General features: G+C 59.3%; 28 protein-coding genes. 26 read left to right on the forward strand and 2 right to left on the reverse strand.

Annotation, left to right across the window (positions count from 1 at the left end):
* Positions 1 to 2: 2 nt before the first annotated feature.
* Positions 3 to 1,511: an AAA family ATPase gene (locus JJB74_RS15530; RefSeq protein WP_200593034.1), complete on the reverse strand. Its 1,509-nt coding sequence runs from the start codon at positions 1,509 to 1,511 to the stop codon at positions 3 to 5.
* Positions 1,512 to 1,640: 129 nt separating this feature from the next.
* On the opposite strand from JJB74_RS15530, the gene JJB74_RS15535 reads away from it, so the two are divergent.
* The 19 genes from JJB74_RS15535 to JJB74_RS15625 all read left to right on the forward strand — a co-directional run bounded on the left by JJB74_RS15535 (position 1,641) and on the right by JJB74_RS15625 (position 17,455).
* On the forward strand, positions 1,641 to 2,189 hold the full coding sequence (locus JJB74_RS15535; RefSeq protein ID WP_200593036.1) for a hypothetical protein: 549 nt from the start codon (positions 1,641 to 1,643) through the stop codon (positions 2,187 to 2,189).
* Positions 2,190 to 2,198: 9 nt separating this feature from the next.
* Positions 2,199 to 2,786: a hypothetical protein gene (locus JJB74_RS15540; protein WP_200593038.1), complete on the forward strand. Its 588-nt coding sequence runs from the start codon at positions 2,199 to 2,201 to the stop codon at positions 2,784 to 2,786.
* A gap of 42 nt (positions 2,787 to 2,828) precedes the next feature.
* A complete protein-coding gene (locus JJB74_RS15545; protein WP_234484208.1) occupies positions 2,829 to 3,806 on the forward strand; it encodes a DUF932 domain-containing protein in 978 nt (325 codons plus the stop codon).
* Between the two features lie 134 nt (positions 3,807 to 3,940).
* A complete protein-coding gene (locus JJB74_RS15550) occupies positions 3,941 to 4,192 on the forward strand; it encodes a hypothetical protein (protein ID WP_200593040.1) in 252 nt (83 codons plus the stop codon).
* 201 nt (positions 4,193 to 4,393) lie between these two features.
* Entirely contained in the window at positions 4,394 to 5,893 is a 1,500-nt protein-coding gene (locus JJB74_RS15555) for a recombination directionality factor (RefSeq protein WP_200593042.1), read from the forward strand.
* A gap of 124 nt (positions 5,894 to 6,017) precedes the next feature.
* Positions 6,018 to 6,908, forward strand: a complete 891-nt coding sequence (locus tag JJB74_RS15560) for a TRM11 family methyltransferase (protein ID WP_200593044.1) — start codon at positions 6,018 to 6,020, stop codon at positions 6,906 to 6,908.
* 101 nt (positions 6,909 to 7,009) lie between these two features.
* Positions 7,010 to 7,807, forward strand: coding sequence for a hypothetical protein (locus JJB74_RS15565; protein WP_200593046.1), 798 nt, complete (start codon positions 7,010 to 7,012; stop codon positions 7,805 to 7,807).
* A 208-nt stretch (positions 7,808 to 8,015) separates the two neighbouring features.
* Complete coding sequence (locus JJB74_RS15570; RefSeq protein ID WP_200593048.1) at positions 8,016 to 8,291, forward strand: hypothetical protein; 276 nt, start codon at positions 8,016 to 8,018, stop codon at positions 8,289 to 8,291.
* An 88-nt stretch (positions 8,292 to 8,379) separates the two neighbouring features.
* On the forward strand, positions 8,380 to 9,021 hold the full coding sequence (locus JJB74_RS15575) for a hypothetical protein (RefSeq protein WP_200593051.1): 642 nt from the start codon (positions 8,380 to 8,382) through the stop codon (positions 9,019 to 9,021).
* Positions 9,022 to 9,032: 11 nt separating this feature from the next.
* Positions 9,033 to 9,581: a hypothetical protein gene (locus JJB74_RS15580; protein ID WP_200593054.1), complete on the forward strand. Its 549-nt coding sequence runs from the start codon at positions 9,033 to 9,035 to the stop codon at positions 9,579 to 9,581.
* A gap of 291 nt (positions 9,582 to 9,872) precedes the next feature.
* On the forward strand, positions 9,873 to 11,627 hold the full coding sequence (locus JJB74_RS15585) for a PRTRC system ParB family protein (RefSeq protein WP_200593056.1): 1,755 nt from the start codon (positions 9,873 to 9,875) through the stop codon (positions 11,625 to 11,627).
* Between the two features lie 2 nt (positions 11,628 to 11,629).
* Positions 11,630 to 12,295, forward strand: a complete 666-nt coding sequence (locus JJB74_RS15590; protein WP_200593059.1) for a PRTRC system protein E — start codon at positions 11,630 to 11,632, stop codon at positions 12,293 to 12,295.
* Between the two features lie 11 nt (positions 12,296 to 12,306).
* On the forward strand, positions 12,307 to 12,516 hold the full coding sequence (locus tag JJB74_RS15595) for a PRTRC system protein C (RefSeq protein ID WP_200593062.1): 210 nt from the start codon (positions 12,307 to 12,309) through the stop codon (positions 12,514 to 12,516).
* A 21-nt stretch (positions 12,517 to 12,537) separates the two neighbouring features.
* Positions 12,538 to 12,720, forward strand: a complete 183-nt coding sequence (locus tag JJB74_RS15600; protein ID WP_200593065.1) for a hypothetical protein — start codon at positions 12,538 to 12,540, stop codon at positions 12,718 to 12,720.
* Between the two features lie 120 nt (positions 12,721 to 12,840).
* Complete coding sequence (locus JJB74_RS15605) at positions 12,841 to 13,932, forward strand: PRTRC system protein F (protein ID WP_200593068.1); 1,092 nt, start codon at positions 12,841 to 12,843, stop codon at positions 13,930 to 13,932.
* Positions 13,933 to 13,943: 11 nt separating this feature from the next.
* Positions 13,944 to 14,699 carry a PRTRC system protein B gene (locus JJB74_RS15610; RefSeq protein ID WP_200593071.1) on the forward strand — a complete coding sequence of 252 codons (756 nt, stop codon included), beginning with the start codon at positions 13,944 to 13,946 and terminating at the stop codon, positions 14,697 to 14,699.
* A complete protein-coding gene (locus JJB74_RS15615) occupies positions 14,692 to 15,294 on the forward strand; it encodes a PRTRC system protein A (protein ID WP_200593074.1) in 603 nt (200 codons plus the stop codon). The genes JJB74_RS15610 and JJB74_RS15615 overlap by 8 nt, the downstream gene beginning before the upstream one ends.
* On the forward strand, positions 15,291 to 16,199 hold the full coding sequence (locus JJB74_RS15620; RefSeq protein ID WP_200593077.1) for a PRTRC system ThiF family protein: 909 nt from the start codon (positions 15,291 to 15,293) through the stop codon (positions 16,197 to 16,199). The genes JJB74_RS15615 and JJB74_RS15620 overlap by 4 nt, the downstream gene beginning before the upstream one ends.
* Positions 16,200 to 16,414: 215 nt before the next feature.
* The gene (locus JJB74_RS15625; protein WP_200593079.1) at positions 16,415 to 17,455 is read left to right on the forward strand and encodes a hypothetical protein; all 1,041 of its coding nucleotides are present in this window, start codon (positions 16,415 to 16,417) and stop codon (positions 17,453 to 17,455) included.
* 64 nt (positions 17,456 to 17,519) lie between these two features.
* On the opposite strand, the gene JJB74_RS15630 is transcribed toward JJB74_RS15625, so the two are convergent.
* Entirely contained in the window at positions 17,520 to 17,789 is a 270-nt protein-coding gene (locus JJB74_RS15630) for a hypothetical protein (RefSeq protein ID WP_200593082.1), read from the reverse strand.
* 471 nt (positions 17,790 to 18,260) lie between these two features.
* On the opposite strand from JJB74_RS15630, the gene JJB74_RS15635 reads away from it, so the two are divergent.
* The 7 genes from JJB74_RS15635 to JJB74_RS15665 all read left to right on the forward strand — a co-directional run bounded on the left by JJB74_RS15635 (position 18,261) and on the right by JJB74_RS15665 (position 26,402).
* Positions 18,261 to 23,183 carry a DEAD/DEAH box helicase gene (locus JJB74_RS15635; protein ID WP_200593085.1) on the forward strand — a complete coding sequence of 1,641 codons (4,923 nt, stop codon included), beginning with the start codon at positions 18,261 to 18,263 and terminating at the stop codon, positions 23,181 to 23,183.
* Positions 23,184 to 23,442: 259 nt separating this feature from the next.
* On the forward strand, positions 23,443 to 23,709 hold the full coding sequence (locus JJB74_RS15640; protein WP_200593088.1) for a hypothetical protein: 267 nt from the start codon (positions 23,443 to 23,445) through the stop codon (positions 23,707 to 23,709).
* A gap of 20 nt (positions 23,710 to 23,729) precedes the next feature.
* Entirely contained in the window at positions 23,730 to 23,927 is a 198-nt protein-coding gene (locus JJB74_RS15645; protein ID WP_200593091.1) for a hypothetical protein, read from the forward strand.
* Entirely contained in the window at positions 23,924 to 24,949 is a 1,026-nt protein-coding gene (locus JJB74_RS15650; RefSeq protein WP_200593093.1) for a phosphoadenosine phosphosulfate reductase domain-containing protein, read from the forward strand. The genes JJB74_RS15645 and JJB74_RS15650 overlap by 4 nt, the downstream gene beginning before the upstream one ends.
* 103 nt (positions 24,950 to 25,052) lie before the next feature.
* Positions 25,053 to 25,607, forward strand: a complete 555-nt coding sequence (locus JJB74_RS15655) for a hypothetical protein (RefSeq protein ID WP_200593096.1) — start codon at positions 25,053 to 25,055, stop codon at positions 25,605 to 25,607.
* Between the two features lie 37 nt (positions 25,608 to 25,644).
* The gene (locus tag JJB74_RS15660) at positions 25,645 to 25,893 is read left to right on the forward strand and encodes a hypothetical protein (protein WP_200593099.1); all 249 of its coding nucleotides are present in this window, start codon (positions 25,645 to 25,647) and stop codon (positions 25,891 to 25,893) included.
* A 77-nt stretch (positions 25,894 to 25,970) separates the two neighbouring features.
* Entirely contained in the window at positions 25,971 to 26,402 is a 432-nt protein-coding gene (locus JJB74_RS15665; RefSeq protein ID WP_200593102.1) for a hypothetical protein, read from the forward strand.
* The last annotated feature ends 49 nt before the right edge of the window (positions 26,403 to 26,451 follow it).

Here is a 26,451-nt window from a genome sequence, read left to right on the forward strand (position 1 = left end):
ATTCAGGTTACCGCGGCAAGGAACTCGCGCAACTGCGTATTGATCTCCAAATTCATCACTGGTCGGGTGACGGACACGTACAGCAAATTAACTTCCTGCTCGTCGAGTGACTGCGGCTCGATGCGGCCATCTTCGTCCGTCAGATCGAGGAAATCGTTATCCAGCTCCACACGGGGCAGCGTCATCCCCTTGGATTGATGCGCCGTGGTCAGCGTCAGCGCCGCCTCCTGACTGCCCGCTGCTCTCTCAAGGCGCGATAGCGCGTCGATGAGGCGTGGCAGACGGTCGCCATACTCACCTACGGTACGCACCATGAGGCGCGCATCCGCGTCCGAGGTGTCTTCGGCGTACTGCTCGAACTGGCCCCAGGTGCGAAAGCCGCGCAAGAAAGCATCGCGCACGCGGTCATCCTCGCTGCAACGCAGGTAGTAGGCATCGAGCATCCTGGCGAATGGATAGCGCCGACTGCCGCCGACAAAGGCGACCGGCTGATTGTTCTCGACCGCCTGCACCGCGCGCCGGAACACGCCGGCCTTGGTCCGGCACAGGACATAGCGCGGGCCCTGGAACCGGCCGACTTCGGTATCGAAGCCAGCGCCTACAACTGCACGGCTCGCGCCCTTGCACCCGGCGAGAATGCTATTGGCGATATCGGCCACGCGCGGGCCGAAGCGAAAACTGTCCGATAGATCAAAGCTGCGGTCTGCCGGGATGGCCAACGCGTTCACACACGCACGGAAGCGGTAGATCGATTGATTCGGGTCACCCACGAGATAAATCGGACAATCCTGCGCCAGCACGATGGCCAGCATCACCGGATTGATGTCCTGCCCTTCATCCAACAGAATCAGCCCATAGGGCAGTTTCGGGCGACTCAGATGGAAGAGTTTCAGGTAGCCGTCGTGCACCATGCCCACGTCCATCGAGCGCGGATTGCACATTTTCGACCACAGATCCCGCGCCAGGACCGCAACCCGCTTAAGATATGGCTCGTCGCCAGCCACAGTGCGGTCGGGCGCAATGGCGCGCACCGGGAAGTCGATCAAATCGGATGCGCAGTAGGCCATCAGGCAGTCGACCACATCCCGACCCAAACGGAAATCATCGTCCAGGCCAAGTACGCGCATGACATCGGTTACCCGCAACGCGTCGGTGAGCTTCTTCCAGTAGCGCGCACCGAATCGGGCGTAGGCCATCTTGTGGAAGGTCATGCAGGTGACGTTCGGCGGAAATCGTTGTGCAGTCTCCGCTGCCATCGACGTGTTGTAGACCAGATAGAGGATGTTCAAGTCGCCGTGGCGCTGCGCCTTTTGTTCGAGCGTGTGGGTCTTACCCGTGCCGGCGCCGGCATTGACGATGGTGAGGTGCGCGTCGAGCGCGGAATCGATGATCGGCTGCTGCTGGCTTGAGTTCATGATTTCCCGTCGCGAGAAAATGGATCGGGATAACGTAACAATAAAATTTCGTTGCGCAACGGATTTTCCGCGAAAAACGGGATAGAATCCGCTCACGCGGGTAAAAAAAGCAACTTTTTACCCGAACGCATCAAGGTTTTACCGTAGTGCCGCTCCGCGGCAGGTTCACCATCCGACGCAGGTCTTGCCTGCGCATCAAAAGCATCTCTCCCGCTTTCCTGATGCATGCGCATCAAGAAAGCCAGTTCCTGGCTCGTCTTCTTTGTTCGCCGGTCCCCGGCAAAAGGAGAACGTATGCCGCACCCTCAAACCGTGCTGTTGCCCTGTCCTTCCGTGGGCCACAGGGCATTTGAAAAATCCCTGAAGTCCATCCGTATCGAAGACACCGATACGCCGCAGCAAATCACGAAGTTCGTCCGACCGACGCTATGCCTGACCGATACGCTCGGCGCAGGCTACCTCGAAGGCGAGCTGCAACGCACGGACCTGACCGCCGCTTTGGGAATGTTTCATTACCCGAAGTTCATCGAGCGCTGCTTCGCCGCGCACCGCGAATTGTTCACGGTCGCGCAATGCCGGATCTATCAATTCCAGACGATCCCGGCGAAGTCAGGCGTGCCATTCGTGTTCGGACTGTTCATCACCGACGATCAGCACAATTTGGTCGACTTCTGCGTCGACACCCAGCAGCGCGAAAAGCGCCGCGGTGTCCTGCTGCGCCTGATTCGCGCCGTGTGCACGCCCACTTCGGTCAACCGCAAACTCTCACACTGAAAGAAAACCATGCGTAACAACAACAAACCGCGCCCCCAGGCGCGCGGAGGCAACTTCGCCGTTCCCGATCACACTTTTATCGACGCCCGTTGCGACTTCATCGACATGCAACCGCTGGGGAATTTCGACTGTGGCGCATCGAGCATGCCGCCATGGGCACCCGATCCCGGCTGCGAGGATGTCCCGTACCAGGATGTCCCGGCGCTCCCCGCTCCGGACCACCACGCTGCCCTCGATGTTGCCGGATCGCCGCTTCTGGAAGAGCGCCGTCCAATCAGCGTCGTGCAGTTCCAGACCGCGCCGACGGAAAACGACTTCGTGACCGTCGCAATGGCGCGATCGATTGTCGGCAACCGCGAGGTCTGCCTGGTGAGCGAACGCTCATTCGGCCAGCACAGCCGCTACGCCATCCACATCATCGGCGTGCAGGACCGCAGCAAGCACGTCACTCCGATCACCGAGCGCCGCGACGATGCCGAGGTCGCACTTGACCTGGACTTCGCCAAGGTCGCATTCGAAGAAACCGTCAAACGGGAATTCGCCGCTTCCAAGCTCTCAAGCGGCAAGGAAGTCCCGACATTCATCCGGCTGCTGTAACGCGGCCGACAAACGAACATCAATCTCGAAAAGGAAATCATCATGGCTCACGAACTCACCCTGCGCGCCAACGGCTTTGCGGAAATGGCTTATGTCGGCGCTGTGCCCTGGCACGGACTCGGCCAGCAACTCACCGAGCACGCAACCATCGAAGAATGGCAGATCGCCGCTGGCCTGAACTGGCGCATCATGCGCTCGCCGGTCAACTTCTTCGGCAATGCGCAGATGCATACCTGGGACAAACAGGAAGTGCTGTACCGCAGCGACACGCTGGCGCCGCTGCATATCGTCGCCAACGGCTACAACATCGTGCAACCCGCCGACGTGCTCGAGTTCTTCCGCGACCTCGTGGCCGACCAGGGCTATACGATCGAAACCGCTGGAACGTTGAAGGGCGGCCGCCGCATCTGGGCGCTGGCCCGCACAAACCTCGATGGCGAAGTGGTCGATGGCGACACCATCAAAACCTACCTGCTGCTCGTCACGAGCTGCGACCAGAAGCTGTGCACCATCGTGCGTTTCACCTCGGTGCGCGTGGTCTGCAACAACACGCTGCAAATGGCCCTGTACATGGATGGCGACAACGCCGGCCAGATCAAGGTCCGTCATAGCGTGGAATTCAATGCCGACGCAGTCAAGGCCGGGCTCGGCCTGAACGCGAAGGCGGTCTACGACAACTTCCTCAACCGCATGCGCGCGCTGGCAGAAGTTTCCCTGTCCGGCGACATGGCAGCCGAAATCATCGAAAACCTGTTCGAAGACGAAGGCGTCACCGGCGGCGTCAAAGGCGTGCGCAGCTCCCGCGGCTTCAAGTCCGTCATGGATTTGTTCAATGGCGGCGGCAAGGGTTCGCTGATCGAAGGCGTAGCCGGCACCGGTTGGGGCCTGCTCAACGCGGTTACCGAGTTCACCGACTTCCATGCGAAGGCGGCCAACAACGACAACCGCCTGACCAGCGCGTGGTTCGGCGCAGGTTTGCAACGCAAGGACAAGATTCTCGATTTGGTGGAGAACTTCTGATCCTGCCGATTCGCTCCAGCGAATCAGGAAACCCTACGGGGTTTTCTTGTGCCGAGCGCACAGGAAAGCCACCCGGCCCAAGCGCCGCCTCGTCACTGGGGTCGCGCGATTGATTCGACCACCACGGAGGCGCCATGGTCTCGCTGATCGTCCTCAGAAAGGGGTTTCACTACCCGCCAGAATTCCGGGAGCGGGTACGGCAGTTCAACAACAGTCTCGTCAACGACAATGCCCGCTTCATTGCAGACCTGATCAAGTCCACCCCCGGCATGCGACTGCACCATTTCGATGTCGACGGCCCGGCAGCCAGCGAGAGCGAACAGCACGATGCGCTTAAAGCCGAGCGAGACGCGCTGCACCAGCAAAGCCTTGGCCTGGCCGCGTAGACCGGCAATCCATCTGAAGGGAGCGCGTAGCGCGCTCCTTCCCTTTCCCACAACCGGTCCGACGGCAGCGTTCTGGTCATGCCAGAACGGTGCCCTCCCGGCACATGGTCTTCTTGCGCCCTGAACAGGGCAAAGACGATTGGCAGGCATGTTGCCCGCCTCTACCACCTACACGGCGAACGCCGTACAGGGAAAATCATCATGACCATGAAAATGTCCATTCTGTCGCAACGTACCGCTCAAGGCGGCCAGCAGAAAGCCGGCGGCAAGATCCGCCCCGGCATCAAAGTCCTGACCCGCAAGGCGATGGAAGACAAGCGCGCTGTCGCGATCTACGACAGGGGCGTGGCGGCACAAACGAAGTTTTCGGACATCGAAAAGCAGATTACGGAAGTCACGGGTATGAAAAACCCGATGTACCCGCGCAACACGCCGTACTTCAGCGTGGCGGCATCCGACTTCGGCATGCCGGAACTGGCAGCAATCATCGTCGAGAAGTATGGCGAACCGCGCGACAACGATCCGGTGAAAAGGCTGTACCGCTTCCCGGTGGTGTTTCACTCCGACGATCTGGGCGAAATCTATCCGAACGAATTTCGCCGCTACGGTGGCGAACCCGGCTACGAGTCGCATTACGGCGACGACGGCCAGCGGTACTGCCGCTATCTGCCGGAAGTCACGCGGCAGATGATCGAAGACCAGAAGATGCGCCGCATCAAGCGCGCGCCGCGCCGCGAGAAGGTTATTCGCGGGCTGTGCGATCCGTACACCTGCCCGGAATATCTGCAGGGGCAGTGCAAGTTCCGTGGCAAGCTGCAGTTCTACATCCCGGGCATTCCGACAACGGTGCCGCTGGTGATGGAGACCACTTCGGAGATTGCAGCCGAAGCGATCTACGCGGACCTGGAACGCATCCACAAGGTGTTCGGCGGCATTCCGCGCACGAACCCGAACAAGCCGGGCAAGCCAATTTTCTACATCACCAAGGTGCGCGAAACGCGGACCTACTTTGATGAAGACGGCAAGAAGAAAACCGGCGAGCAGTGGGTGCCGAAGCTGCAGGCCGATATCGACCTGGGTACGCTCTTGCAGGATGCGAGCATTCCGCAGCTTTCGCATACAGCGCCGGTAGCATGGCTCGCTGCACCGAAGGCCATGCCGGATGCGGCAATGCTGCCGCCAGCGGCCGCGATGCCGGAGACGGGTAATGCCGATGGCGAAGTTGTCGTCGGCGAGGCCGGTGTGGATGCAGCTGCACAGGAGCATGGCGAAGGCGAAGCGCAGTCCATGGATATCGACGGCATGCTGTCGAACCTGTCGGACCTGGTTGCCAGCGCGGGTGTCGAAGACGAAGTGGCTTTCAGCTATTTCGATTTGAAGCTGGGCGCGTCGTGGGATAAGAACCCCGAGACCGTCACGCAAGCCATCGGCATCATGAACGCGATGGCGAAACGAAACGTGGTCGGCCTCGCGTCGATCATGGGCATCAGCGTTTTGATCAACAGCCTTGGCGTGAGCGAAGAAGACTTCAAGAAGTACGCTCGCATCAAGTTCGGCCAAGGCTACTCGCGCGACGTCAAGCTGCTCGGCGCCGTACTGGAAAACCTGACCGAACTGTCCGCAAGCGGCAAGGAAAGCGCGCTTGCGTTCATCAAGGCCGAGATCCTTAACGGCCAGGCCTCCGCTCCCGCGGCAGCCTGATCATTGATGTTTTAGCCACCCTGCAGTATGCAGGGGGCTTTTTGATGCCAGCACCAGCATCAAAAAGCCTTCACAGCACCTCCTTTGCAACCGCCGCAATGCGGCAATTCACTGGAGAACAACCATGAGCATTCTTTCGTATCCGCAGCGCGGTCCGTGGGGTAGCGCGAGCTGGAGAGGCAATATGTCCGGGCACGTGTATCAGGACCTCTTCCGGCAACTGAAGCCGCGCCTGTTCGTCGATCCGATGATGGGTTCTGGCTCGAGCATCGAAGCCGCCCGTGAAATGGGTATCGACGCGGTGGGCCTCGACCTTCATGCGGGATTCAACATCCTGCGCGACTCGATTCTGGCCGCAGTGGGCAAGCATGCCGACGTGGTGTGCTCGCACCCGCCGTACGGTGGCCAGATCAAGTATTCCGGTCCCGGTGGCATGTGGGGCGATATCGCGCACCCCGACGACCTGTCGCATTGCATCGACGACGCTGATTTCAACGAGAAGATGCAGATCGCGCTGTTGAACCAACGCGAGGCGACACGGCCCGGCGGCCACTATGCGGTGATCATCGGCGACTGGCGGCGCGACGGGAAATATTCTTCTTACCAGGCCGAGTGCATTGCCCGCATGCCGGCAGACGAACTTGTCAGCGTGCTGATCAAGCAGCAGCACAACACGAGCTCGTCCCGCAAAGCTTACGGCACGATGAAATATCCTTTCATCACGCACGAATACATCCTCGTGTGGTGCCGCAGGCAGAAGAGCACGTTTCTGCTGCTGGCGACGCTGGCGCGGGAGCAGTCGCAGCGGCTGCGCGGCACATGGCGCGCGATCATTCGCAATGTCGTCATGACGCTGGGCGGCAAGGCCGACCTGAAATCCATTTACGCGGCAGTGGCCAACGGTTGCCCCGAGCGGCTGAAGGCAAACCCGAGCTGGAAAGATAAGGTGCGGCAGGTGCTCAATTCTTCCGGTGAGTACGTGTCCGAGGCGCGCGGCATCTGGGCGCTGGCCTGAACGAAACCATCCTGCTTTTCTGATCCCCCGCCGGGGATCGGCAAGGCTTGCAGCCCGACTCCTTTCTCAACCCCGCTACGCGGCAAAGACAGGAGCCCTCCATGACCAGCATCTATTCCTACGACATCGAAAACATCAGCCAAGGCGAATTCGCCTTGCGCGCCAACGGCACACCGATCGGCCGCATTGCCGGTGGCAACGGGCACTGGAAAGCCGAAGTCGACAGCCCGAAGATCAATCCGATCGAAGCGAAGTCGCTTTGCGCTGACATGATTCTCGGACTGGCGCACAGCGGCGCGGACAGCATCCGCACACAGATGGCCGCGATCATCGAAGCACACCCGATGCGGCGCGATGCGAAGCAGGACTTCTATATCGAGGATTCCCGTTTCCTTGCCAAGTGGGCCGGCGCGACGAACCTGATCTGGATCGTCACGAACAATGCGACCCATCTTCACCCGCTGGACTTTCCAAACAGCGCGGACGAAATCAGCGATGCGCTCGATCGGCTGTTCCCGGAGGACGATGCACCGCAGGCAACGCTGTACCTGCTGGACTTCACCACAAACCGCGTCTCGGAAATCAGCGTCGAGGCAGTGCGCTCGCTGCTGTTCTATACGCCGAAATACGAACTGGAACAGGCAACGGTCAAGCGTCACGGACGAAGCCTCGCCACAATCGTCACCCGCCCGTCTCACCGGACGGGATACGGCCATGCACAGTTGTGCCATGTAACGGTGGAATGCGAGAGCGAACCGGATGCGGCCGATGTGGTCGTGCTCAGTGCGCTCGCGTTCATCTTCCCGCGCCGGTACGAAGGCAACCGCTACGCGGCGCCGGAGTCTATCGAGGTGCGGAACGCTACCAGCATTCTGTATCGCTGGAAGTCGTCCATCTAAAAGCCGATACGCCGCCGACCCTCTGGTTGGCGGCGTCTCCCGCATTCCGGGCGCTTTACGGCGAACACAAGCAAGCCAGCGATCTCGCAACGCTTCTGCATGCAAGCCATGCGAAAGCCCTACCACGGTCCCGATTTACAACGCCGCTCCGCGGCTTCATTGACCACACGATGCGGTGCAGCCTACGCTGTATCCGCAAGGAAAAATCATGGACCTCTCAGAAATCGGCCACTTGGGCCTGCTTGAAGAAGCCGAACCGCCCTTTGGCGCATACCGCTACCGCATCGGGCCGCAGAATCCGATGGCACGCTATGGCGTGTGCGAAGTCTGCTGCCGTCCGGTGCAAGCCCTGTATTTCCAGGCCGAAGAACGCTACTTCTCCCGCGAAGAAGGCTGGACCGGATATCACTGCTCGCGGCTGTACGGCCACGACAAATGCCTGCGCGCCATGCGCAAGCCAGCCCGCGAAGACCGGGCGCTCTAACTCACCGCCCGAGCCGCCACACCTACCATTTTCCATGTCGGGAAGTCCTTCCCGACAGGGTTGGCTTTCCGCGAAACAGGAGCCGACCATGCAAGACACTACCCATCCCATCAACGAGGTCGCCCGTATCGTCGTCGTGATTCCGGGTTCCTACCACCGCCATCGCCACATGGTGATCGTGCGCGACGCTGGCGCCGGCCTGTGCGTCATCGGCCAGGAGCCAACGTCCTATCCCTTCAACAGCGGCGAGTGCGCCGTCGGAACCATGTGCAGCTACCGCGCAGCGCTGACCGTGCGCGGCAGGCTGCTTCTGAACGGGGAACGCGTCACGCCCGAGTATTACCTGCGGACCTGGCGCGCAGTCGTACCCACCAGTCCCGAAGATCTGCGGCAGCGCCACGGCGTCGAGGCGTTCGCCCGCATCGCCGTCAACCTCGCTGCCGAGCGTGCAAAGAGCTGGCGCCACACCGAGGAAGGCAGTCGCGTGCATAACCTCGACAGCTTTTTCGCCACCTATCCGCTCGACGACGCCGGCATCGTGACCGTCCCGCTCGATACCGTGAAGGCCTTCGCCGACCTCGAGACCTGGCGCAGCAACTGCGCCCGGGAGACTGGCGGCAACTACCTCGCGCTATCCCCGGTGACGTTTCTCGCAAGCGACGTCGACACTGCCGGCGAGGCGCGCGGCGCGTCCTGCACCTACGCCTATCAGCAAGCAGAACTCATCTGAGGAATTTCAACATGAGCCATCACATCGAATACCGCTATCTGGCGGTACGCATTCCCGGCAAGGATCTCGCCGACAACATGGACCGCTTCTTTGTCTGCATCGAATGCGGCGACAGCAACGAATACGAGGGCCCCGGCCACGGCGCACGCCGCGCGCGCCGGTGGAGCGTCAAGATGCTCGGCACGCTCGAAGACATTCTCGAACAGGCTTGCTACTACGCGGTGGCATGCGAAACCGAAAGCATGCGCCCGCTGGCGCGGGACTGTACCGCCGAAGCTTACATCCGGCGTATCCGCTCGTTGGTGGATAGCGCCCGTGTCACGGACGGGTCCGTGTACGCCACGCCGATTGCGCTCAGCTACGAATGCGCCGTCGGCAGCGACGACGATATCCTGTTGCAGGGAAAAGGGGTGTCCCGCGAAGTGGATGGAAATGTCCGCTATGCCTTCCTCAGCACGGATGGCACCACAGACTACCGTACGTTCTTCGAGGTGTATCCCCTGCTAGGCAGGCGGCACCAGCATGCGTGGTGCTTCGCAAAATGCCGCGGCCAGCGGTAGAGGTGGCTGCGACTGAACCAACCGCAATATCAAGGCACAGCGCCGCGGGGAAATCCCTGCGGCCGCTGGCGCCACCGTCCACACAAAAGAGTTCCGCATCGTAATTTTTTGCGGTATATTGCTTTTGCCGCTACGCGGCAGCGTCACGAATTTTCTCCTCCGAAATCTGTGGATCGACTCTGTGAGCACTCGCCTGCTTCCGAAGTCGTTTTTCCCATGCGTCTTTGACGCACCTACGCAAGCCACAACAGACAAGCACCCAACGGGTGCTTTTTTCTTTGGAGAAAAGAAATGACCGAAGCAATCCTCGAACGGCCGGTATCCGCTCAATCCGAACAGCCCAAGCAAGCGCAGCAAGCTGAGCAAGCAACCTTCCTTCCCCTGTCGTCGCTGCGCGTCAAGCCGGGCCACAACCCGCGCACCTACTTCGACGCCAAGGCGCAGGCAGATTTCGTCGAAGACATCCGCGAAAACGGCATCCTGCAGTCGATCCTGGTGCGTCCGGTCGAAGACCACTACCAGATCGTTGCCGGCGAGCGCCGCTACCGTGCCGCTCTCGAAGCGCATGGACCGGAATATCAGGTCCCGGCGCTGATCCGCCAGATGACCGACGAACAGGCCGATCTGTTCGCGCTCATGGAAAACCTCCAGCGCGAAGGCATGTCCCCGATCGAGGAAGCCGCTCAGGCCGCCAAGATCCTCGGACGGCTCAAAGGCGACCGCGAGGAAGCCGCACGGCTACTGAAATGGTCGCTGCCTGTCCTCAACAGCCGCCTGGCGCTGCTGCAGTGCTCGGACGCGGTGCGTACCGCCCTGAACGAGCGCAAGCTGAAGTTGGGTCATGCCGAGCTGCTTGCCGCCCTTGCCAAGCCCAAGCAGGACATCCTGCTGCCGAAGATCCTGCAGCACAACATCAGCGTGCAGATCCTGAAGGCGGAAATCGACAAGGCTGCCTGCAAGCTCGATGCAGCCGTGTTCGACAAAACCGATTGCGCCGGATGCCCGCACAATTCCAGCGTTCAGGGCACGATGTTTTCGGAGGCGATCTCCGGGGGCCACTGCACGAACAAGGAATGCTACGGCGAGAAGACCGAGGCCAAAATCAATCAGGTCGCGGAAGGCCTGAAAGATGACTACCCGACGATCCGCATCGTGCGCGTTGGCGACAACGAAACGCGCACGAAGCTGGAAGCAGCGGGTAACAAGGGCGTCGGCGAGGAACAGGCGCAAGCCTGCCGCGCCTGTGCCAACTTCGGCGCCGCGGTGTCCGCGTTGCCGGGTTCGGAGTCGCAGGTGTTCCATAGCCAGTGCTTCGACACCGCCTGCAACAGCAAGAAGATTGCCACGCGCATCAAGGGCGAGCAGGAAGCCGAAGCGGCCACCAAGGCGCAACAGGCAATCGCCCAGGCCGGCGCTCAACCCGCCGCGCAGGGTGCAACCACGGCAACGCCCGCAACAGCCAGCGCAAAGCCGGCTGAAAAGGCAGTCACTTCGGTTTCGGAAACGGACCGCGTGAAGGCCTATCGCGAGAACGTGTGGCGTGTGGCCATGACGAAAGAGATCGCCAACGAACCCGTTCTGTCGCGGCAATACCTGATCGCGCTGTGCATGAATGGCTGCGCGCGTAATATTAGCGACACCAAGCTGAAAACGGTCTTCGGCAAGATGACGAAGACCGATGCGACGAAGTATGACCTTGGCGAACAGGTCAAGTCGGTGCAGGAGCAGGAAGCGCAGGTGCAACAGGGCCTGCTGACCATGCTGGCGGCAACGGCAATGGAAGCGCTGGAGCTGCACAAGCTCAAGCAGCTGGCGACGTTCCACCAGCTCGACCTCACCAAGCACTGGAAGCTCGACAAGGAGCTTCTCGATATTCTGACGAAGTCGGAGATCAAGGTGCTGGCTACCGAGGTCGGCCTCGATAAGGCCGCTGGCGACAAGTTCAACAAGTTGTTCAGCGAGAAGAAGGATGATCTGATCAAGGCGCTGCTTGCGGTGGAAGGCTTCAACTATTCCGCCGTCATCCCGAAAGTCATGCAGTACTGACGTTGACGCTCCCCTGGCAACAGGGGGGCGGCTTTTTACCGCGATCATCATGGTTCACCCATGCCACCGGCATAGGCGAGCTGTTCCCCGACGCTCCGATGTTTCTCAACGCCGCACAGCGGCACCAATCGGAGACCTTCACAATGTTTTCAGCACTCAAAGAACTGCTCGGCGACTGCGGCGAGCTCAAACTGATCCTGAAGGCGGATGGCGACAAGATGAAAGTCTTCGTCTGCCCGCCCGCTGCAGCCGCCGGCAAAGGCGTCGAAGCCGCCCTGTCGCGCACCCTGCCCCTCATCGCCACACCCGAGGAACTCGATGCCGGCTTCGTGGGCGCCGTGGCCAGCTTCCGAGCCAGCCGCAAATCGCTCGCGGAACAGGTCGAGGCAACGTCGACGATCCTCAAGGCAGCAGAGAAGGACCAGGCCAAGAAGGCAACGCGCCCGGCCGCTAAGTCTGTGAAAGGCGCAAGCAGCAAGCCGGACATCGATGTCCCGCTTCCGGCCAACGCCACGGATGATGACCATGGCGACGACGATACATCTTCGGACGACGATGCAGACGCTTCCAATGGCGCGGCATCCGGTTCCGCAACCGTCACGCTGCCCGCATCGTCCGAACCCACCTCAAACGAACAAGCCGGCTTTGATCTCGGCGCTCTGCTCTAAAGGAGACAATCATGGCAATCGAAGTGATGCAACTCAACCGCACCTTTTCTTTCAACGGCGTGGACCTGCCCGACCCTGGCCAGGAGTTCACGCCGGAAGAGGTCAAGGAAGTTTACGCAAACCAGTATCCCGATCTGCTTACCGCAGTCATCGACGGCCCGAAAATCGTCGGCGACAAGGAAGCCTATACCTTCGTGCGCAACGTCGGCACCAAGGGATAGCAAATGGAAAGGGAAAAGCTGATGGCAGTTTTGGACGGCAAGTTGCCGGCCAAGACCTTCGCCGGCAGAAACGTCACGATGGTGGTGTACGACAACGGCGAAATGAAGCAGATCGCCAGCGTCATCCAACGCCTGGCCGCCAAGCCGATCAAGAGGCAGCGGCCCCTGCAAATCCGATCAAGCATGCTGCCGCCCTGCTTCTAGGCGCTTGCTGACTTACCACAACCCCTTCGGGGGTTGTCTCATGTTTGCGAGCATGAGACAGCCCACCCCGCTCCTTGGTTTATGTACCCGCTACGCGGAAACCATCCACAGGAGTGCATCATGCAAACAGCTATCGCCGATCGGCCATCAGGCCAACTCGGCTTTCAACTTCCCTCGCTGCACATCGACATTCCCGTTCGTACCGTTTTGATCGAGCCGGCGTTTCAGGACGCCGATCCGATGGCCAAGGCGCTTGTTGAACTGGGCGTCATCGACCCGGAAACGATCAGCGACAGCGCCGAAACGCCCCGCGACGTTCTGAAGCAGGGTTTAGCAGCATGGATTGAGAAGCGCATCGGCAGACTGGAGCGCCTCCATTTAACGTTCGGCATCCGGTCGCCCGGACAAGCGAACCTTTTTGTGGACACGCTGCAGGACGCCGACTGCAAACTGGAGTACACCCGCCCCGTGCTGTGCATCGGACAAACGGGTGAAGAGCATCCCTACCTGATCGATGAAGCCGCGGAACTGCTTGAAACGTGTCACGCCGGCTTGTTCAGCGTCATCTGGAAGACCGTTTACGCCGCCCAAGCGCCAACGGTACCGGTGCGCACCCCGGAAGAGTTCTTCTGCCACTTTTGCCATAACTGGTACGAGTGCGACGAAAGCGAGCTCGAAACGCCCGAGGGCGTCGAGCAGGCCCTCGAATCGCTGAAGGAGCGTTTTGAAGACGCGATCGAGAAGGACTACTACCCGGAAAATGCGCGGCGGGTATTCGGAATGGATTATCTGCGCCGAACGAACAGCATGGCTGAGGATGCGCTAAGCGATGAGGAGATCCTGTCTCGCGCCTATGCGACCGGAAACGCCTATGCATGCAAGGTAATCGACGCTGCGGCCCGCCTGCGGGAGAGCATCGATGCCGCCGATGCCGTCGAAGCAAGTCTGCCTGACATGACGGATATCCATGGCGGCTGGCCTGTTCATCAAGGCTCGACGCTGGTTTTCCAGGACCACGAGTTCACCTGGCAGATCCTCGACGACGAAATCGAGATGGCTTACCAAGCCGGCGACAACACTGACCTGATGGGACTGCGCGAGTTGCCTGCCGACCGCGAAGCCCTGAACACATTCTTCACCAAGCTCGATATCGCCCTGGTCGTTCTGCGGCGCTTCGACGCGCTTCTCAAACTTATTTCCCAACCACACTGAAGGAGACTGCCATGCAATTCGACTTGGAAGACGGCGCCGTTGATGCGACCCTCACCCGCGCAATCCTGCTTTACGAAACCAAAGCCAACTACGCGCAGTCAGCCACCACGGTGCTCGCGACAGTTCATGATGTTGCTGATGTTGGCACCGCGGCACGGCCGAACGTGCAGATCATGCCGGGCTTGCCGATCACGAAGGACGCGCTGGTTCATGCGCTCGGTACCATGGCCGAGGAATACCTGGTCTGTACCGACCTGCTGCCCGAGCGCCTGCTAGGGTTCTCGCCCAAGCACCTGTTCTGGTGGCGGCCTGCTGGCAAATCACGCGTCTTTTTCCGCTGCAAGGAACTGGGCCAGCGCGCGGCGATCGTGCCGCATCCGCCACTGGCGTTCATCGTGTCAGGCAACGCCTGGTACGTTTTCGCTCTCGCGGAAAACAAGCGCCCCACGCTGGAAACGGAGCTGTTTCATGCCCCGTATTTCAATGTGTACGACACCGGCAGCATCTGCATCGGATCGGCGAACATCCCCGACAAACTGCAGCCGGGGACTCTCCCGCTGTGGGAATCGGCGTTCTTCGATTCCGAGTTCACCCATGTCAACGGCTCGGTGCGCAAGGTCGCGCATGAACGCGGCGAATACGCGTTCTGGAAAGAGATGCTCGACGGCGCCTACGACGAATTTCCAACCGATCTGCTCGTGCCGCAGAAGAAGACCGTCAAAAATCTTCTGGACGCGGTTGCGGCACGAGGAGGCGCACGTGGATAAGCGAGACGTGGCAATGCAGGCGTCGATGCCCTCCATGATGGTGCCGCGCTATGGAAAGCTTCAAGCGGCCGAGACTTTCGGCGAGCGCTTGTTGATCGCATCCAACGGCGTGTTCCTTGAGGTGAACCGCGTCTGGGCCCGGTTTATCCGTCGCGTTTCCTCGTCCATCGCCACGCCGCTTCCCTACGGGGAGCAGCAGTCGACGACGGAATGGAAGATCGAAGGAATACCGAAGCATCTGCTGCGGCAGTTCAACGACATGGCGCGTGCGCAGTCACACCGGGAAATCGGCGGCTGCATCATCTGGAATGAAAAAACCGGCTACCGCCTGTCTCCCGTAATCACCCTTGAATCCAGTGGTGCGCATCTGCGCTACCAGCCTCCGCCAATGGAAGCCGGTGACCATCTGATCATTGACTGCCATTCGCACGCGCGTTTCGGCGCCTGCTTTTCCAAAACAGACGATGCGGACGACGCATGGAGCGTGAAGCTGGCCTATGTCGTGGGCAACTGCGACCGGCAAGAGCAAAGCGTAGCCATGCGCCTGTGCATCAAGGGCATTTTCGAAACAACCCAACTTGAGGAGAAATCATGAAAGTCATTCACAAAATCGATCCAAACTTGCTTCGGCGTAGTGTCAACGTGACCGTGGTCGGCGCCGGCGGAACAGGCTCTGCCCTGCTGCCGCGTCTCATGCAACTGCACCATGCGTTGATCGCGCTTGGGCATCCCGGTGGTCTGGATGTCTGCGTCTATGACGGTGACACCGTTTCCGAAGCCAACATCGGCCGCCAAGGGTTCTTCCCGAGCGACGTCGGCCAATACAAGGCTACCGTGCTCGTGAACCGGCTCAATATGTGCTGGGGAACGCAATGGGAAGCCTATCCCCAACGCATCAACAAGTCCGACCGCATCCGCACCGACATCATCATCGGCTGTGTGGACACGCGGAAGGCGCGCGCGGCAATCCTGGGATGCGTGGCCAACGCGCATGTCTATTACCTCGACTGCGGCAATGGTCAGAACTCCGGCCAAGTCGTCATCGGGGAAATCGGCGGGCCCAGCACGATGAAACGCTGCGATCGTCTGCCGTCAGTGGCGGACCTGTTTCCCGAGGCGGTAAATCCCGATCTGGACGCAACCGACGACGCACCGAGCTGCTCGGTCGCAGAAGCTCTCGAAAAGCAAAGCCTGGTCGTGAACATGGCCATGGCGACCGCAGCCTTCAACCTGCTGTGGACGCTATTCCGTGAAGGCGGCCTTAACTACTCGGGCCAGTTCATCAACCTGAAAACTGGCATGACCGCACCGATCCGGATGGATACGGCGGTCTGGGAACGCTTGGGATACAAAGCGCCCGTGCCGAAGCAGCGTGTGCGCAGGAAGGTGCTGAAGGTGGCTGAAGTAGGTACAGCCCCGGAAGGCGCCGGGCCGACTGAAGCCGCTGTCACAAATGAAGATGCAGTCCCAGCACCAGAAGAAATGGCGCTGGCTGCTTGAAGATATGCCGAAGTCCGTAAGGGCTTCGGCTTTTTTTATTTGAGCCTTCAACTGGCTTGTAGGATTACTCGAAAATCGTGCACAATCCCCACGAAATTACGTCCGAGAAATAGACGCTATCAGGGGCATTTTGATCATGCGCAGGTCTCCAATCTATTCTCGCCTCGTCTTCCCAAAGCCCTCGGGACAGGGTTCTACTTTAGAAATACTTAAAAATGATGATGCAACCGGAACACGAAGATCCAAGCAAGGAAGTTCGAACGATAATTCAGAAAGATAATAGTGGCAAAATCTTAATCACAACGGTTTCGAGTAAACCGGAAGATTGGACTTGGAACGGAATAAAAGAATTTGGAAAGAATTTTAAAGAGGGTATCGCGTATTTGATTAGGAACGCGAAAGGACATATTGAGGTAAAAAAGAAATTAAAAACCACATTGGAAAATAAGGTACTCACTGACGCGGTACTCAAGCATGTCGGAATAGACCCCACAAAAATTACGCCCAACTTATGGACATCTCTACCACCCGAAGTGGCTGACGCGGTTAAAAAGATTTTCGCTGAGTCATGTGATAATGCCAAGAATCAGGTGGTTACCTCGAGTGAAGGAAAGCTCTGCGGTACGATTTTCAATCGTAGCGGCGAAATTAAATCGGGGGGGTGGACCATCAGGTATGGCAACGTTGAATTCTCATCAGTCGCAAAAGAAAAGCCCACGGGAACAGACATAGCAATTTTGCTTCATGTAACCGATGAATATGGCGCTGCCTCTATCAAAACAATTTGGCTTCAAGCCAAAAAGGATGTGTCGGGGAAGACCCCTCTATCAGATCTTAAAGATTTGAAGGGGCAGTTCGATGATATGCGGAAGATTACAAGCGAATCTTTTCCATTGATTATCACCCCAAGAAATGTGTATGTACCAGAGGATCTTTCGGGTAACGCGATACATGAATTTCCAGATTTTATGGCTGACACTGTGCGATGCAAGCATGGCGATCAGACAAGAGAAATGTATGCAGAATCCATTGATAGAAAGACGATATTCGAAGTCGCGATAAAAAAAGGGACGCCTGCACCGAAATCCAAAAAGCACAAAGCGCCGGCAGTCAAAAAAACGGCTGCGAAAAAAGTGGCTTCCAAGGCAGCCGCTGCCAAAAAGCCCAGCACTAATGAGGCGGCTGCAAAAAAAACGGCAGCAAAGAAAACCGCTGCAACCAAAACGGCAGAAGGAAAATCTGTGCCTAAAAAATAAGGACAATTATGTGCGTATTCGCGCATGTCGAGCTAGGCACCCTTCCTCTGCGGAAGGGCGAGGCTCAAACATTGCGTGTTCCTCGCGCTGCGGCCTGCAGGAGCTTCAGGTTCAGCACAAAGTTCTTGAGCACCACCTTTGTGAGCGTGGAAACAATGACGTAGTCGCGCTGCTTCGGCTCAATGGGGAGGATACCCCTCTCGTAATGTTCCAGCACTGATGATGTGATGAGCGCCATGGCCTGCTCTTCATCGACATCGAGCATTCCCCAATCGATCGGGTCGGCTATGTCGATCTCCCTGACCATGTCTGCTACCACCTTCGGATTCAACATTCTCGTCCCCTGCCTCTGAACTCCATTCCGCGCAGATAGCGGCATGGACGCATCGTAGCCCGGTCCATACCAGCCGATTGCGGCGAAAGCACAGCATTAGTGATAGGCAAATGCTTCCTCGGGGAAAGGTTTGCTGCTATATTGACCAGTGCCGCCACGCGGCAGATCCAACCGCAATCATCTGCAGTCCTGCGCGCCTGAGCCGGGATTCGCCAGCAATCAATACTCCTTCGCACGTCCCGGCCGGCGCTCGCTCTCAGCCGCCGCTACTTCCGACATCCGCTCGCCCTTTCGAATAGCCGCTTGCTGTTCCGAACGGTTTCATCACGCACCTACGGTGCATGTTCGACAAATGCCTCCCGCTACACGCGAGAGCCATTGCCATTCGACTCCAACCAGCAATTTCCGAAGGGACCGCTTCTATCCCTTCGGGGTAGCTGCGCGCCCGACGGATTCTCGAAAGGAAATCCCATGCGAGCAGCAGTGCAAAACCCATTCGGCGAACTCGTCCAAGCCCAACTGAGCTTTCTGTTCGATGACGACGCCCCTGTGGCGCCGGTTATCCCGTTTCCCAAAAAGCCTGCAGTCGAAGCGGTGCAGACCGTCATCGCCCCGCCCAAACCCGCGCCCGAGATCGTGCGCAACTACTTCCAGCTTCACAACCAGCTCGACAACCTCGGCTCCAACGAAGCTAAGGCTGAGCACAACATCCGCGCCATTACCCTGCTGAAGTCCCTGAAGGAAGAAAAGCGCACCCCGACCGAAACGGAAATGGATGTTCTGGTCCGCTACACCGGCTTTGGCGGCATTCCCCATGTCTTCGTCGAAGGTGACGAATGCAAGATGCCCAAGCAACGCGACTCCCTGAAGGCGCTCCTGACCGACAAGGAATGGAGCGAGGCGCGCGCCAGCACGCTTAACGCGCACTTCACGCCGACCGAGGTCATCGACTTCGTGTGGAAGTCCATCGCCAAGATGGGTTTCGAAGGCGGCAAGATCCTCGAGCCTGCGGTCGGCACCGGCAACTTCATCGGCCGCATGCCGCTGGAGATGCGCAAGAAGAGCGAAGTCGCCATGGTCGAGCCCAACAGCGTTGCCGCCGGCATCGCCAAGGCGCTCTATCCGGAAGCGATGTGCCTGGTTGACGGCATCGAGAAATCAGCCTTCGTCCCCGGCAGCTTCGACTTGGTAGTGTCGAATGTGCCTTTCGGTGACTACCGGGTCTACGACAAGGACCTGGACCGCCTGAAGTTCATGATCCATGACTACTTCTTCGCCAAGGCGCTGACCCTGGTGCGTGCAGGCGGCCTGATCGCCTTTATCACCACTCACGGCACGCTCGACAAGCGAACCGCGAACGTGCGCAAGTACATCGCGGACAAGGCAGAGATGGTAGGTGCATTCCGTCTCGCCTCCGGCGCATTCCACGCCATGGCGAACACGGAGGTCGTTGCCGACATCATCCTGCTGCGCAAGCTGAACGTCGGCGAGCAACAGCCGGAAACGGACTGGACCGAGATCAGTTATGACTCGCGGGCCACCCAGTCGTACAACTACTACTTCCAGCAGCGGCCGAATCATGTCGCAGGCCGCATCACTTCAACCAGCAACCGGTTCGGCGGCACTTCCCTCGCCGTCAAGCCAACCGAAAGGAGTTTTTCAGAGCATGCCCGCATCTGGCTTGACGCCATCCCTGCCGGCATTTACAAGCCCGACACGCGCAAGCGTTCGGTTTATCGCAACGCCAGCAGTAACACGCTGGAAGAGACCACGTCGCTGCCGATCGGCTCGTTCGTGATCGACCAGGGCGAGATCAAGGTCACCGTCAGCAGTTCGATGGCGGAACCCAAGATTGGCCTTGGTGCGAAAGTCACACAGCGCATCACCGGCATGATTGCGATTCGCGACACCGTGCGCGAGCTGCTCCGTGCAGACCGCATGAAAGCGGATTCGTCCATGCTGCGTCGCCAGCTGAACCACCTGTACGACAACTTCGTGCGCCAGCACGGCTATCTCAGCGACCGGGCTAACCGCCTGGTGTTCAGGGACGATCCGTCGTTCCCGCTGATCCTCTCGCTCGAATATTTCGACGATGAGGACGCCGACAAGCCGGTGCGCAAGGCCGATATCTTCGAGAAATGCACGGTGTCCCATCGGGAAATCGGCACCTCGGCGGATACGGTCGGGCATGCGGTGGCGCTGTCTCTGAACCAGCATGCTGAACTGAATCTTTCGTTCATGGCCACGGCCATGGGTATCACGGAAGAAGAGGTACAGGCACAGCTATTCGAGGCGGATCTGGCCTATCTCGATCCGGCGAAGCAGCAGCTCGTCTGCAAGGACGAATACCTGAGCGGCAACGTTCGGGTGAAGCTGGCACAAGCGCGCATGCAGGCGGAAGCCAACGGCGCGTATGAGCGCAACGTGAAGGCGCTGGAGACCGTTCTGCCGGTGGATCTGCAACCGGACCAGATCGAAATTCAGGTCGGCGCCTCCTGGCTTGCACCATCGATCATCGAGGATTTCATCGAGTCGGTGACTGGCAAGCGTAGGTCGGTCAGCTATGCGGCAGTTTCAGCAACCTGGACCGTGGATGTCAGCCGGGTCTATGACGATGCAGCGGCAACGAAGCTGTACGGCACGGACGAACTCAATTTTTATGAACTGATGGAGCGCATGCTCAATGCGCAGGATTTGACCATCATCGATCTCGTCGTGGAGGACGGAAAAGAAAAGCGCATCGTGAACAACGTTGCGACCGCCGGCGTGCGCGAAAAGGCCGAGGCGGTAACGGAGCGCTTCAAGAAGTGGCTCTGGGAGGACGCGGACCGCGCCAACTACCTGACCAATCTGTACAACGAGCTATACAACTCGGTGGTCAACCGCAAGTACGACGGCAGCCACCTGGTGATCCCGGGCCTGTCTGCGGCAATCGAATTGCGCGACGCACAGAAAGATTCGGTATGGCGCATTCTCACCAGCGGCAACACGCTGCTGGCGCTGGCAGTCGGTGGCGGTAAGACCTTAATCCAGATCGTCGCCGCCATGGAAGCAAAGCGTCTCGGCCTCGCCGCGAAACCGGTGCTGGCCGTGCCCAACCACATGCTCGAGCAATTCAGCGCAGAGTTCATGAGGGCATATCCGGGCGCGACGCTCTTGGCCGCCTCGAAAGAGGATCTGGTCAAGGACCGCCGGCGCCTGATGCTGGCGCGAATCGCAACGGGCAACTGGGACGCCATTGTCATCACCCACAGCTCGTTCGAAAAGCTGCCGTTGGGCGAGGAACGGGTCAAGGGCTTCATTGCGCAGAACCTGCGTGAAATCGACGATGCAATTCTCGAAGTCGACGACACGCGCCTGGTGAAGCAGTTGGAAAGCCAGAAGAAGCGTATTGAAAAGCGTCTGGAGTCGCTGCTTAACCGCTCGGCAAAGGATAACCATCTTGCATTCGAGGACCTCGGTATTGACCTTCTCATGGTCGACGAAGCCCACTTGTTCAAGAATCTGTACTTCGCAACGAAGCGGGCCCGCGTCTCGGGAATTTCGCAGGCGGCCTCCATGCGCGCTTTCGACATGTACCTGAAGACCAAGATCGTGCAGGAATCGCGCGGCAACGATGGGCACGGTATCGTGATGGCGACTGCCACCCCGATCGCCAACGCTATCGGCGAGATGTACACGATGCAGCGCTATGTGCAGGAAGACACCCTGCATGCCATGAAGGTCGGCACGTTCGATGCGTGGGCCAACAATTTCGCAAGGGAGGTCACGTCGATTGAAGTCGCACCTGACGGCAGCGGCTACCGGATGCATACCCGGTTCGCCAAATACGTCAACGTGCCTGACCTGATGCGGATTTTTAAAGAGGTGGCAGAAATTCGCACCAAGCGGATGCTCGCGCTGCCGGAACCTAAACTCAACGGAGGTAAGCACACAATCGTCAGTTTGAAACCTTCGGCGCAGCTGAAGGATTACGTCGCAGGCTTGGTAGCGCGCGCGGAGAAGATCCGTAATCGTGAGGTCGAGCCGCATGAGGACAATATGCTGTGCGTCACCAATGATGGCCGGAAGGCGGCATTGGATTTGCGACTGGTGGGCTGCTTCGACACGCTCGATGTGCCAACCAAGATCGACGCCTGCGTGGATAACATTTTCCGCATCTGGGAATCTACCCACGAAACGCGTGCAACGCAGATCGCTTTCTGCGACCTGTCGACGCCGTCCGACGTAAAGTTCTCCTGCTACAACCAGTTGCGCGAAGACCTGGTGTATCGAGGCATTCCGCTCGAACAGATCGCATTCATCCATGACTACAACACCGATCTGCAGAAGGCAGCGCTGTTCCGGCAAGTCCGTTCTGGCAAGATACGCGTTCTTCTGGGCAGCACACAGAAGATGGGGGTCGGCACGAATATTCAGGATTTGCTAATTGCAGAGCACCATCTGGATGCGCCGTGGCGTCCTGCCGATGTCGAGCAGCGCGACGGCCGCATTCTGCGCCAGGGAAATAAAAACGAGTACATCTGGATCTTCCGGTATGTCACCGAAGGGTCGTTCGATGCGTACATATGGCAGACGCTGGAGACGAAAGCCTCTTTCATTGCGCAAGTGATGGAGGGGAAGACCGATCTGCGCGTCGTCGAAGATGTGGACGTGGCGGCGCTGTCGTATGCGGAAGTCAAGGCGCTTGCGTCGGGAAATCCGATCGTTATCGAAAAGGCGGGCGTGGACAACGAAGTGGCGAAGCTGTCACTGCTGCGTCGCTCGTTCAAGGACCGGGTCTACGAACTGCGTTCGGACATTCGCCGTTCCGAAGCCGATATTGAGCGCGGTCTGGATTTCATCAGCCGCGCCGAGAAGGACATTGCAACCGTCGAACAGACAACCGCAGCATTCGTCGTCAACGGCATCTCGTATTCCGATCCGAAGGTCGGGGGGCTCGCGATGTATGACACCTTCCTCAACCTGCCGCGTAAGTGCGACTCGATTGTCGGGCAGTACCGTGGCATACCTGTCGTCGTGCGCAAGGAAGACTGGGGCGATAAGCTGGAAGCGAAGGTGAATGTTTACCTGCGGGGCGCGGCATCGTTCGAACTGACTCCGTTCACTACCGGAAGCGGCGTCGAGATGAAGCTGCGTCATGCGGTGGAAAACATCCCGGAGCATATCGCCCGCAAGCACAAGATGATCGAAAACGCGCGGGCCCAGCTGGTCATTTACCGTGAAGAGCTGGATAAGCCGTGGGAGCACGAAGAAAAGCTGCAAACGCTGCTGAAACGCCAGGCCGAGATCGATGATGCACTCGGCCTGATGGAAAATGCAGTTGGCGCAGAGAGTTTGGGCGAGTCGCCCGCGGACGAATCCACTCCTGTGGAAGAAGTCGCGGAGGCTTGATCGACTTATAGGAGGGCGGCAGTATCGCCCTCCTGCTCCTTACAGGGCGCGGCTATGCCGCGTCCTTTTTCTTTTCCTGCGCGGCGAACCGCAGTATAGTTACCAGGCCGCTACGCGGCAGATCGACTCTCATCCTGTTGCGAAAGGCGACTCCTTTCCCAACACGACTTTCAAGCGCGTCTACGACGCACCTACCCAACCCGGCCGGGACTCTTCCCGACCGGGGAGCGTTCCGGCCTCTGATTTTGAGAGGTCGATCATGCAAACCCTTCACCCCCGCTTTGGCATCAACCAGCATAACAAGCCGGTCGACGCCGTCATGCGGCATCCGCAAATCACCTGCGGCTGCATCGTGTGCACCGAAGTCGAACTGCTCGGCAATGCCGTGTCGGTTCCCAAGGGAACCCGCTGCAAGGTTCTGTCCCGCACCACGTTCCTGGCTGAAGTCGAAATCGAAGGCCAGATGCAGTGCGGTCCGGTGCAAGTGCCGTTGTGTGCGGTGCATAACGAAACGCAAATGTCCTGAACCAGTGGAAGGAGAATGCCATGTTCCATTCCTTTCACTACCGCGGCGGCACTATCCACATCAGCATCCTGGACCGCTGCGAACGTATCCGCGTGCAGTATTACGCACCGGGCAGTTCACGATTTAGCCTGCGTGATGCCAAGAGCGTCCATGCCGCAAAGTGCTTCCTTACCCGGCACGCCGGGATATGCCAGCAGCACAACGGAGTTGCGGAATGAACGCGGTCGTCGACCTCGGGGCGCTCCTTACGGAAGCTGCCCGCGAGGAACAGACAATCGACCTGCACAGCTACGACCACTACTACGTGGCCGTCAGCGGCGGCAAGGATTCCTTGGCTCTCGTGCTCTACCTGCTGGACCATGGCGTGCCGACGGAAAAAATCGAGATCCACCACCACAGCATCGACGGTGAGAACGAAGGCAGCTTCATGGACTGGCCGGTGACGAACTCGTACGTCGAGGCGTTTGCCCGTCACTTTGGCCTGAAGTTCTTCAAGTCGTACCGCATGGGCGGATTCGAGCGCGAAATGCTGCGCGAGAATTCGCTGACCGCGCCGGTGGCCTTCGACAGCGAAGCCGGTACGGTGAAGGTACGCGGGGGCAAGCGCGGCGAGCTTTCAACGCGGCGCAAGTATCCGCAGGTGACGTCGGATTTGCAAAAGCGCTATTGCTCGCCTGCGCTGAAGATCGACGTTGCGAAGATCATGCTCTGCAACGAGCCGCGGTTTCGCAATAGCCGCACGCTGGTGCTGACCGGCGAGCGCGCCGAGGAGAGCGCTTCGCGTGCAACCTATCGCAAGTTCGAACGCCATCGCGCCGACAAGCGCGACAGCCCAAAGTTGCGGCGCCACGTCGACGTGCTGCGCGCGGTACATGACTGGCCCGAGGCAATGGTGTGGGACATCATGCGCCGTTACCGCATCCGGCCGCATCCGGCTTACCAGCTTGGCTGGAGCCGGTGCAGCTGCAGGACGTGCATCTTCGGCGACAAGGACCAATGGGCGACCGTTCGGGAATACTTTCCCCTCGCCTTCAACAAAGTGGCGGGATACGAACGCGAGTTCGGCGTCACGATCCACCGCAAGCTCACAGTCAACCAGCAGGCCGATCTCGGCACGCCGTACGACTGCGACCCGGAAATCGTGGCGCTGGCGAACTCAACCGTCTACACGCCTTCAATCATCTGGGAAGACTGGCAGCTGCCGGCGGGAGCATTCAGGAATGGCTGCGGGCCGACCTGACCCGCCGCCGAAGAACCTGAAACGCTTCACCACCCCTTCAAGCAAACCGCCGCCATGCCACGTTCGAGCGGCCTGGCGGCATTTACCCAACAAGGAAGACACTATGCCCAGCAAGGACGAAATCATCCGTTTCGCCGAACAGCACTACATCGAGCACGGTTACCTAAACCAGGGATTCATCACGCCGGCGTGCGTCGCACGCGAATTCCAGATCCGCATGGCCGAGGCCGTGACGCTGTTCCTCGCACTGGAGGCTGATGGCCTCCTGAAGCGACGCAACTGCAACATGGACTGGACTTTCGAGCTGCCGGTGGCGCGTCGCCGCTGCCTTATCGATGAGAACGACCTCGCGCAGCTGTGGGACACCAATGGCGGCCGATGCTTCTACCCGAGCGATCCGCAGTATGGCGAAATCACGAAGGTCATGGCCGCTACCGCGCCGACGCAACCGGCCGCCGACAAGGCGGTGGTCATCTACGGTTTCGGCGAAGCGCCACGGGCGAAAGCGCTTGGCTACACGATGAAAGAAGTCATCCACGGCACACCCGAGGACATACGCCGAAAGTTTCATGGCGAGGATGTGATCGCGGTAACAGGCGCGGCCTTACACGGTAAGCCGCATCAGCACGAATACGCCATCTTCAGGCCCGGCGCGTAACGCCGCGGCATCCAATTCAGCAATCAAGGAGAAGCACATGTCGCAGAACGGAAATTTTGTGGAGGATGACTCGGACATCGTCACGCTCGAGGCCGCAAGCGGCAACAGCGAGCGAACCGGCTGGGTCAACGTCGGCGTCCACGCGGTATGTCTGAAGCTAACCGCGTGCGGCAGCCTCTTCATCGAGGTAGAGCCTCGCGGAAACGAAGGTACGAAGGTTCTCGGCCGTCTCGTCGTCCACAAGCAGGATGCGGTCAACGCCGGCGGCAGCGACCCCGACGCCTGACACCACACTCATTCTCCCCGAAGGGCGTTTCTGTCCTTCGGGGCCGGCGTGCCCTTTTTTCCATCAAAGGTCATTCCATGCAAGACTTTTTCTTCGAGCTCACGCCGTACTCTCCCGAAGACTGCGAGGAGCCTCCAGTTATCCCTGTGACGCTGCGCCTCACACAGCGCCAATTCGAAAACAAGCAACTCCTCGACCGGCTCCTCGAACGGGAAGCCGCAACGCTGGGCATCTCTCCGCTGGCGTGGTGGCACGAACGCCCGCCCGTGGCAGATGAACTCGTCGCGAGAATACGCGCTGCGATTGGCTGTCCGAAGGAAGCAACGGTCATCTTCTACTACCCCGCGCGCATCACAAGCCGACATTTCAGCAGCGTGATCGTCGACGGAGCGACCTACTGCTACAGCAATTTTCCCGGCAGCCTGGTTATCAAGGTCGTACCGGCCCTACCAGTAACCGCCCGTCCGGTGCCGACGCCACAATCTGGCGCCGTCGCTTTACCGGCATAACCTCCCGTTTCACCGATGCTATGCATCCCTGCCCTCCTGCCGATCGCAG

It is taken from the genome of Noviherbaspirillum pedocola, assembly GCF_016632335.1.
GTDB lineage: Bacteria > Pseudomonadota > Gammaproteobacteria > Burkholderiales > Burkholderiaceae_D > Noviherbaspirillum_A > Noviherbaspirillum_A pedocola.